At 71.9% G+C, this 8,317-nt stretch carries 8 protein-coding genes and 1 pseudogene; 4 read left to right on the top strand and 5 right to left on the bottom strand.

Going from position 1 to position 8,317, the window contains the following annotated elements; genetic code table 11:
- The 5 genes from BM093_RS33715 to BM093_RS33735 all read right to left on the bottom strand — a co-directional run.
- Window positions 1-299: transposase (locus tag BM093_RS33715; protein ID WP_177238878.1), on the bottom strand; the 299-nt coding region annotated here is incomplete at its 3' end.
- 780 nt (window positions 300-1,079) lie between these two features.
- Window positions 1,080-3,365 carry a heavy metal translocating P-type ATPase gene (locus tag BM093_RS33720; RefSeq protein ID WP_093357230.1) on the bottom strand — a complete coding sequence of 762 codons (2,286 nt, stop codon included), beginning with the start codon at window positions 3,363-3,365 and terminating at the stop codon, window positions 1,080-1,082.
- On the bottom strand, window positions 3,365-4,324 hold the full coding sequence (locus tag BM093_RS33725; protein WP_093357232.1) for a hypothetical protein: 960 nt from the start codon (window positions 4,322-4,324) through the stop codon (window positions 3,365-3,367). The genes BM093_RS33720 and BM093_RS33725 overlap by 1 nt, the downstream gene beginning before the upstream one ends.
- 101 nt (window positions 4,325-4,425) lie before the next feature.
- Window positions 4,426-4,638, bottom strand: coding sequence for a heavy-metal-associated domain-containing protein (locus BM093_RS33730; RefSeq protein WP_093357234.1), 213 nt, complete (start codon window positions 4,636-4,638; stop codon window positions 4,426-4,428).
- 103 nt (window positions 4,639-4,741) lie between these two features.
- Window positions 4,742-5,026, bottom strand: a complete 285-nt coding sequence (locus BM093_RS33735) for a metal-sensitive transcriptional regulator (RefSeq protein ID WP_093357237.1) — start codon at window positions 5,024-5,026, stop codon at window positions 4,742-4,744.
- Between the two features lie 352 nt (window positions 5,027-5,378).
- Between BM093_RS33735 and BM093_RS33740 the strand changes: the two genes are divergently transcribed.
- The 4 genes and pseudogenes from BM093_RS33740 to BM093_RS33755 all read left to right on the top strand — a co-directional run.
- Window positions 5,379-5,729 (top strand): NADH-quinone oxidoreductase subunit A, encoded by a 351-nt coding sequence (locus BM093_RS33740; protein ID WP_245773984.1) that lies wholly within the window; start codon window positions 5,379-5,381, stop codon window positions 5,727-5,729.
- The gene (locus BM093_RS33745) at window positions 5,720-7,066 is read left to right on the top strand and encodes a hypothetical protein (RefSeq protein ID WP_093357241.1); all 1,347 of its coding nucleotides are present in this window, start codon (window positions 5,720-5,722) and stop codon (window positions 7,064-7,066) included. The genes BM093_RS33740 and BM093_RS33745 overlap by 10 nt, the downstream gene beginning before the upstream one ends.
- Window positions 7,063-7,989: a complex I subunit 1 family protein gene (locus BM093_RS33750; protein ID WP_245773985.1), complete on the top strand. Its 927-nt coding sequence runs from the start codon at window positions 7,063-7,065 to the stop codon at window positions 7,987-7,989. Before BM093_RS33745 ends, BM093_RS33750 begins: the two co-directional genes overlap by 4 nt.
- A pseudogene (locus BM093_RS33755) lies at window positions 7,990-8,317 on the top strand (NADH:ubiquinone oxidoreductase subunit J); the annotation flags it as partial.

Here is an 8,317-nt window from a genome sequence, read left to right on the forward strand (position 1 = left end):
CGTCGCTCGCCGGTGTCGGGATCGGTGCGCCGGTCGTTCACCCGGGGTGCGGTCACCTCGACCGCTCCGGCCGAGGTGAGCACGTCGCGGGGCTGGTGGGAACCGTTGCGTACCACCAGCCGGCGGCCGTGCTCGTCGCGCTCGCCGGCGTGGCGGGCGATGTAGTCGTCGACCTCGGCCTGCAACGCCTCGGCCAGCATCCGGCGGGCGCCCTCGCGGACCAGTTCGTCGATCACAGCCGGGCGGGGCTCACGGCGGGACTCGTCGCCGCCGTCGGGTTCGGGAACTACTGTGAGCACGGGTCGTACCCTTCCGGCCGGCGTTGGCGCGCCGGCCTTGCTTGAGGACCGTCAAGATCACCGGGAGGGTACGACCCCTCCCCGGTCATCCACAGGTCTCAAGCATTGCTCGCTTAGAGTTCCGTCGGTGCGAGGAACTGGATCAGGGCCGCTGCACAGCCCCGTGCAGCTGATGACGGCTCGGTCCGCTGCTGTCCTGCCCGCGGGAAGAGCGTGGGCGTTCGAGCCGAAGTTCGACGGAATCCGGGCCTGTGCTTGGTGGGGCCGCGACGGACGCCTCCGTCTGCAGTCACGCCAGCAACGCAGCCTCACCGCAGCGTTCCCGGAGATCGTCGCGGCAGCCGAATAGCAGCTTCCGGCAGGCACTGTGCTCGACGGCGAGCTTGTCGTCTGGCGCGGCGGACGCCTGGACTTCCCTGCGCTGCTGTCGCGGCTGCGTGGATCCTCGGCGCCCACGCCTGCCTGGTCACGTTTGATCTGCTCGCCGACGCGGGTGTCGATCTGCGCCGGCAGCGTTACCACGTGCGTCGCGCCCGGTTGTGCGAACGCCTGGGCCACACCAGCCTCCCGCTGGCGGTGATCCCGCAGACCACCGACCGCTCCGCCGCCGAGACGTGGCTGACCGACCACACCGAGGCCGGTATCGAGGGCGTGGAGTCGGGGCCGATCGACGCCCGCGAAGGTCCTGGGGAGTCTGCGGCGACGTCAAGTCGGGCTCGGAGTGTTCGTAGACAGCAGCGCCGCCCTCCATGGTGGAGAGCGGCGCTGTGTGCGGGACCGTCAGACCGCGTGTGCTCGGAAGCGGCGCAGTCGCAGGCTGTTGCCGACGACGAAGACCGAGCTGAACGCCATGGCCGCGCCGGCGATCATGGGGTTGAGCAGGCCGAGAGCGGCCAGTGGGATCGCGGCGGTGTTGTAGGCGAAGGCCCAGAACAGGTTGCCCTTGATCGTGGCGAGGGTGCGGCGGGAGAGCCGGACCGCGTCGGCGGCGGCGCGCAGGTCGCCGCGGACCAGGGTGATGTCGGAGGCTTCGATGGCGACGTCGGTGCCGGTGCCCATGGCCAGGCCGAGGTCGGCTTGGGCGAGTGCGGCGGCGTCGTTGACGCCGTCGCCGACCATCGCGACGGTCCGGCCCTGCTGCTGCAGCCGTTCGATCACGGCGAGCTTGTCGGCGGGCATGACCTCGGCGATGACTGTGTCCGGGCCGGGGTCGATGCCGACCTCGGCGGCGACGGTGTCGGCCACTGCCTGGTTGTCGCCGGTCAGCAGGACCGGGGTGAGCCCGAGCCTGCGGAACTCGGCGATCGCCTCGGCGGAGGTGGCCTTGATCGTGTCGGCCACGACGAGCACGGCGCGGGCCTGGCCGTCCCAGGCGACGGCCACGGTGGTGCGGCCCTTCGCGGCCTCTCCCGCGGCGGCGTCGGCGAGCTCCCCGGTAAGCGGGACCGACCACTGCTCGAGCAGCCGGGGCCGGCCGACGAGGACGGCGTGGCCCCCGACGATCCCCTGGACGCCGAGGCCTTCGTGGTTGGTGAACTCCTCGACGCCGGGTAGGTCACCGGTGCGCTCGATGGCGCCGGTGGCGATGGCGGCGGCGATGGGGTGTTCGGAGGCCTTCTCCAGCGCACCCGCCAGGCGCAGCACGGTCGTCTCGTCGACGCCGTCGGCGGTGTGGATCCCGGCCAGTGCCATCGTCCCGGTGGTGACGGTGCCGGTCTTGTCCAGCACCACGGTGTCGACCCGGTGGGTGGATTCGAGCACCTCGGGGCCCTTGATCAGGATGCCCATCTGGGCGCCACGGCCGGTACCGACCAGCAGCGCGGTCGGGGTGGCCAGGCCCAGCGCGCACGGGCAGGCGATGATCAGGACGGCGACGGCGGCGGTGAACGCAGCGGTGGCGCCGACGCCGGCGCCGAGCCAGAACCCGAGCGTCACCGCGGCGATCACGATGACGATCGGGACGAACACCCCGGAGATGCGGTCGGCGAGGCGCTGGACGGCGGCCTTGCCGTTCTGGGCGTCCTCGACCAGCTTCGCCATCTGGGCGAGCTGGGTGTCCGACCCGACTCGGGTGGCCTCGACGACCAGGCGTCCGCCGGCGTTCACGGTCGCCCCGACGACCGTGTCACCGACGGTGACCTCGACCGGCACGGACTCGCCGGTGAGCATGGAGGCATCGACCGCGGACCGTCCCTCGACGACCGCGCCGTCGGTGGCGATCTTCTCGCCGGGCTTGACGACGAACCGGTCGCCGACCACGAGTTCGGAGACCGGGATCCGGGTCTCGGCGCCGCCGCGCTGCACCACGACGTCCTTCGCGCCCAGTTCGAGCAGGGCGCGCAGGGCGGCGCCGGCGCGCCGCTTGGAGCGTTGCTCGAAGTAGCGGCCGGCGAGGATGAAGGTGATGACCCCGGCGACGACCTCGAGGTAGATGTTGCCGGCGCCGTCGGTGGGGGCCACGGTCAGCTCGAACGGGTGCACCATCCCCGGGATCCCGGCGGTGCCGAAGAACAGTGCATAGAACGACCAGGCCATGGCCGCGGTCGTGCCCATCGAGATGAGGGTGTCCATGGTGGCCGCACCGTGGCGCAGGTTGGTCCAGGTGGCCCGGTGGAACGGGGCGCCCGCCCAGGCCCACACCGGTGCGGTGAGCACCAGCGAGAGCCACTGCCAGTTGGTGAACTGCAGCGCCGGGACCATCGCCATGGCGACCACCGGCACAGCGAGCACGGCGGAGACGATCAGCCGGTCGCGCAGCGTGCGCAGCTCGACATCGGCACGACTCCCGTCGTCCTCGGTCCGGTCTCCGGCCTGGTCGACGGACGGTCGGGTCGCTGAGTAGCCGGCGGATTCGATGGTGCTGACGAGCTCGTCGGTGCTGAGGCCCGCGGGTGCGGTGACGCGGGCCTTCTCGGTGGCGTAGTTGACGGTGGCGGTGACACCGTCGAGCTTGTTGAGCTTGCGTTCGACCCGGTTGGCGCAGGAGGCGCAGGTCATGCCGCCGATGGCGAGTTCGATCTCCTGGGTCGTGCCGTGCCCGTCCGGCTGCGTGGTCGTGGTGGTCATCAGTGGCCTCCCTCGCGGTGGTCGTCGCCGTGCCCGGTGGCGGGAGCGGCGACGGGTGCCGAGCCGGTGGTCGGGACGGTGAACGCGGCGGTGCGGACCTCGCCGTCGTGGCGGAAGTCGAGGAACAGCCGGTAGGTCCCGCTGCTCGGTACCTCGGTACCGAACGTGATCTGCGGGCCCGGCGCGGTGCGGCCGTCGCCGGGGCTGCCCTGCGGGTGCACGTGCAGGTAGCCCAGGTCGCCGGTGCGCAGTGCGACCAGGTGACCGTAGGCGCCGAGGTAGGGCTGCAGGTCAGTGACCGGCTTGCCGTTGCGGGTGACCGTCAGCGTCACGTCACCGGACCGTCCCGGGGTCAGGTCGCCGTCGAGGGTGACCTCGTAGCCGCCGGGCGCGGTGGCAACCCGATTGGGCTCCGGCGCGATCGGAGTGAAGTCCCCCGGGGCGAACAGGTCGACGCCGAGCGTGGTCGGGATGCCGCCGGTGGGAGTGAAGTCGGCGAAGGCCCGGTAGGTGCCGGCGCCGGCGAGGGTGACCGGGGTGCGCCAGGTGCCGTCGGGGTCCATTACCGGGTGCAGGTGCTGGAAGTCGGCGGTGTCGCTGCGGACCAGGATCAGGTGCATCCGCTTGTCGTGGGCGACGTCGTAGCCCGTCACGGGGGATCCGTCGGCGCGGGTGATGCGGAACGCGAGTTCGGTCGCCGTCTGTGCCGGCAGGGTCGTCGCGACCGGGGTCAGGGTGAGCCCGTCGGCGGTGGACGCCAGCCCGGCGGGCTGCGCATCCGGCGCCGGGCGCGGGGCCGGTGCTGCTCCATGTCCCGCACCGGGACCGGTGGGACTGCTCTGGGCGGTGGGGCGCAGGTGATCGGTGGGGGCGTCGACGGTCATGCCGGTCGCGAACGCGCCGGCACCGAAGAGGACGACGGCCGCGCCGTAGGCGGACAGTCGTGCTGCGGTCTTCATCGTTGGAAGTCCTTCGGTCAGACCCGATGCGGGTGGACGACCCTCGCGCAGCGGCGAAGACCGTGACCCGTGCCGGGTGGGAACAGGTGGGGGGTGGGGCGTCAGGCCCCCGAGGTGACCTCGTAGCCGGCTTCCTGCACGGCCGCGCGGACCGCGTCGGCGGAGAGCTCACCGTCGCTGGTGACAGTGACCGCACCGGTGGGCAGGTCCACCGACACGTCGGTCACGCCGGCGATCTCGCTGATCTCCTCGGTGACCGAGCTGACGCAGTGACCGCACGTCATACCGGACACCGTGTAGGTCGCAGTGCTCATGGTCGGGATACCTCCTCGTGACGGCCCGCGCGCCGGACGCGGGCAGGTTCGGCACCGGAGACGGCCGCGCCGCTCCGGTTCCGGTCTTCTCGGGGACCTGGGGTCAGGAACGGACCAGGCGCGCGATGGCGGCGCTGGCCTCCTGGATCTTCTCGTCGGCGACCGCGCCACCCTCGGCGGCGGCGTCGGCGACGCAGTGCGTGAGGTGCTCGTCGAGCAGACCGAGCGCGACGGCCTCGAGTGCCTTGTTGACCGCCGAGACCTGGGTGAGGATGTCAATGCAGTACTTGTCCGACTCGATCATCTTGCTGATCCCACGGACCTGGCCCTCGATCCGGCGCATCCGCTTGACGTGCGCGTCCTTGTTGTCGGCGTATCCGTGTTGCATCGCACTACCTCCTCGTGACGATCACGAATATACCCCTAGGGGGTAACGGCATCAAGGGTCGGTCGGGAAAGGGCTGTCACCGGGCTGAACGCCGCGGTGACCACGCTGAGGTTCCCTGCTGCCGGTGAGTGAGGCCTCTGGTCACCGCGGCGAACGCAGGCACGAGCCCTGTCTCCCGGCCACGGGTCTCGCGGTCGGCCGCGCGGGCAGTGATTTCTCGGCATGTCCTTACCCCCAGAGGGTAGGACGGCGAGGTCGCAGGGGAGTCGAGCAAGCGGTGTGGCGGGCCTCGCGTCATATGCAGTGCGGGGGTACGGTATGCGCCCGTTGCCGCCGATCAGGAGGGTGCGCAGTGGAGGAGTTCGTCCCGCTGGCGATCCTGGCCGGCGTGGTGCTGACCGCCGTAGCGGCGATCGTCGGGGTGTCCCGACTGGCCGCGGTCGGCCCGGCTGCCACGGACCGGCTCCCGCATCTGGGGGGCCTGCCGCCGGCCGAGCACGCCCTCTCGCGCTTTCACGTCCGCTGGTACACGGTGACGATGATCTTCCTGGCCTTCGACATGGAAATGATCTTCATGTACCCGTGGACCGTCGTGGTCGCGACGATGGGGACGACCACGGTCGTGGAGATGTTCCTGTTCCTGGCCATCCTGCTCGCCGGGGTGCTGTACGCGTGGCGCGAAGGAGCGCTGCGATGGACCTGACCGCTGCTCTGCTGCGCTTCACCGCGCGAGTTCCGCACGTCCTGATCGTCGGCGTACCCGGCCACCCGGAGCTGCGCCTGGACGTCGAGGAGGCGCTGCGGCTGCGGGGGTGGCCGGAGGCTACCGGTCCGGCCGACGCCGACGTGCTGATCGTGGCCGGACGCGTGGGGGCCGAACTACGCGAGGTCGTCGACGCCCTGTGGCGACAGATCCCCGCGCCACGCGTGCGCGTCGAGCTGACCGACGACGCCACGTCCGCGGACCTGGAGAACACGCTCGCGACCATCCCGCCGCAGCTCGCCGACGCCCGACACGCACGACGCGAAGCCGTCGCAGCCGCAGCGTCCGATCCGGCCGACGACCGGGCAACAGACGATGCTGGGGACGGGCACGAACAGCACCACAGCGGGCACGAACACGGTGGGGACGAAGCGGACGAGCACGACCCCGGCGAACATGCCGCGGGTGGGTCCGGTGACGGCCACGCCCAGCGGCACGACGGTCACGGCGAACACGCCCACGACGACGGGGCCGGTGAACACACCGGCCACGACGGTCACACGGACCACGACCAGCACACCCCGGACGGCACCCGCGCCGCCGACGAGTCCGAGCCTGGCGCGCACGGCGAACACGACGCCGGGCACGGCGAGCACGACGGTGGGCACGGTGGAGGGCACCACGACCATCACCACATGGACATGCCACTGCCCGGTGGACTGGCCATGGCCGACGTCGCCGACGACCGCGACGGCCTCGCGCTCGATGTGTTGCACGTGCCGCTGGGGCCGGTGCTGCCGGAGTGGCCGGCCGGTCTGGTCGTCGACGTCGCGCTGCAGGGCGACGTCATCACCTCGGCGAGCGCCCGGGTGCTCGACGCCGGCGCGCCCCGTCCACCGGGCCGCGCCCGGGTGTCGGCCGCGGTGCGCGACCTGGACGCGCTCGCGCGGATCCTGGCCATCGCCGGCTGGCGCGGCCCGGCGACCCGCGCCCGGGTGCTGCGCGACCGGCTGCGCCGCGGTGACCCCGTGGCCGATCTCGTGCCTCTGGTCCGAACGATCCGCCGGTCGAGGCTGCTGCGGCTGATGCTGCGCGACGTGGCCTCGAGCGGCGGTGTCGACGTCGCGGACCTGCTCGAGCAGCGCCTCGTCCGGATCGAGGCACGTGCGGCCGGGACACCGGTCGACGACCCGGAACGCCCGGGCCCCGCCGACCTCGGGGCGCGCCTGACCGGCGCGGAGTTCGCCGCGGCCCGGCTGCTGGTCGCGGCCCTCGACCCGGACGTCGACGGTGTCGTGGCCGCCACCGCGATTCACGCACCGGGAGAAGACCGGTGAGCGCCGCGGTCGTGCTGCTGCCGGTGGGGATGGTCGTGGCGGTGTGGATTCTCGCCGCTCTCGACGTCGCGGTGGGAGCCCGGTCGACCGGGCGGCGGGCCGGGCTTCGGGCTGCGGCGATCGAGCCGGTTCGCGCGACGGTGCGGCTGATGATCGGGCAGCGGCGCACCACCCTGGCTGCCGACGGGTTGCTGCGGTGGGCGGGGATCGTGTCTCTGATCGTCGCCGCGGTGCTGGCGGCGGCCGTCGTCCCGCTCGGCGAGCGCCCGCTCGCCGACCTGTCGGTCGGCGTCGTCTGGTTCAACGCGATGGAGGTCGTGGCCTGGGCGGCGGTGTGGCTGGTGGGCTGGGGCCCCAACGGGGCGCTGTCGCTGGTCGGCGGGTACCGGTTCGTCGCCCAGGGGCTGTCCTACGAGCTCCCCCACATGTTCGCGATCATCACCGCGGCCCTGGCCGCGGGGAGTCTGCGGATCACCGACATCGTCGACGCCCAGGCAGGCCTGTGGTTCGTCGTGCTGATGCCGGCGGCGTTCGTCGTCTACCTGCTCAGCGCGGCCGCGATGGCGTTCTGGGGCCCGTTCGACGCCTCGGTGGCCCGCGACACCGCCGGGGGCGCGGCGGCGGAGCTGTCCGGCGTGGACCGGCTGCTGTTCGCCGTCGGGCGCCGGCTGTTGCTCGTGGCCGCCGCGGCGATGGCGGTCCCGCTGTTCCTCGGCGGCGGCCACGGGCCGTGGCTGCCCGCCTGGGCCTGGGTGGGACTCAAGACCGCCGCCGTGCTGATGCTGCTGGTCTGGCTGCGCCACCGGCTTCCGACGATCCGGATGGACCGCTGGACGGAGATCTCCTGGGTCGTGCTCGTGCCGCTGACGATCGTGCAGGCGCTGGTCGTCGCACTCGTCGTGCTGGCCCGGGGAGGGATGTGAATGGTTCTCGCCGTGTTCTGCGTGCTGAGCCTGCTGGCGCTCTCCTCCGGCGTACTCGTGTTCGTCGTCGACTCGATGGCGCGCGCGACGTTCTGCCTGCTGGTGTCGTTCCTCGCGGTCGCCGCAATGGTGCTGATGACCGGGCTGGCCTACCTCGGCATCGTCATCATCCTGATGATGATCATCGAGATGGTGATCATGGCGGTGTTCATGGTCATGTTCATGATGAACCCGGCCGGGCTGATGCCGATGTCGATGTTCCACAACACCCGCGGCGCCGCCGTCATCTCCGGCCTGGTGTTCACCGGGCTGGCCGCGGGGATCCTCG

The organism is Pseudonocardia ammonioxydans, assembly GCF_900115005.1.
GTDB lineage: Bacteria > Actinomycetota > Actinomycetes > Mycobacteriales > Pseudonocardiaceae > Pseudonocardia > Pseudonocardia ammonioxydans.

Excerpts from the sequence above, each read along its gene's own strand:
- BM093_RS33720 (WP_093357230.1), bottom strand. The coding sequence starts at position 3,365 with ATGACCACCACGACCACGCAGCCGGACGGGCACGGCACGACCCAGGAG.
- BM093_RS33725 (WP_093357232.1), bottom strand. The coding sequence starts at position 4,324 with ATGAAGACCGCAGCACGACTGTCCGCCTACGGCGCGGCCGTCGTCCTC.
- BM093_RS33730 (WP_093357234.1), bottom strand. The coding sequence starts at position 4,638 with ATGAGCACTGCGACCTACACGGTGTCCGGTATGACGTGCGGTCACTGC.
- BM093_RS33735 (WP_093357237.1), bottom strand. The coding sequence starts at position 5,026 with ATGCAACACGGATACGCCGACAACAAGGACGCGCACGTCAAGCGGATG.
- BM093_RS33745 (WP_093357241.1), top strand. The coding sequence starts at position 5,720 with ATGGACCTGACCGCTGCTCTGCTGCGCTTCACCGCGCGAGTTCCGCAC.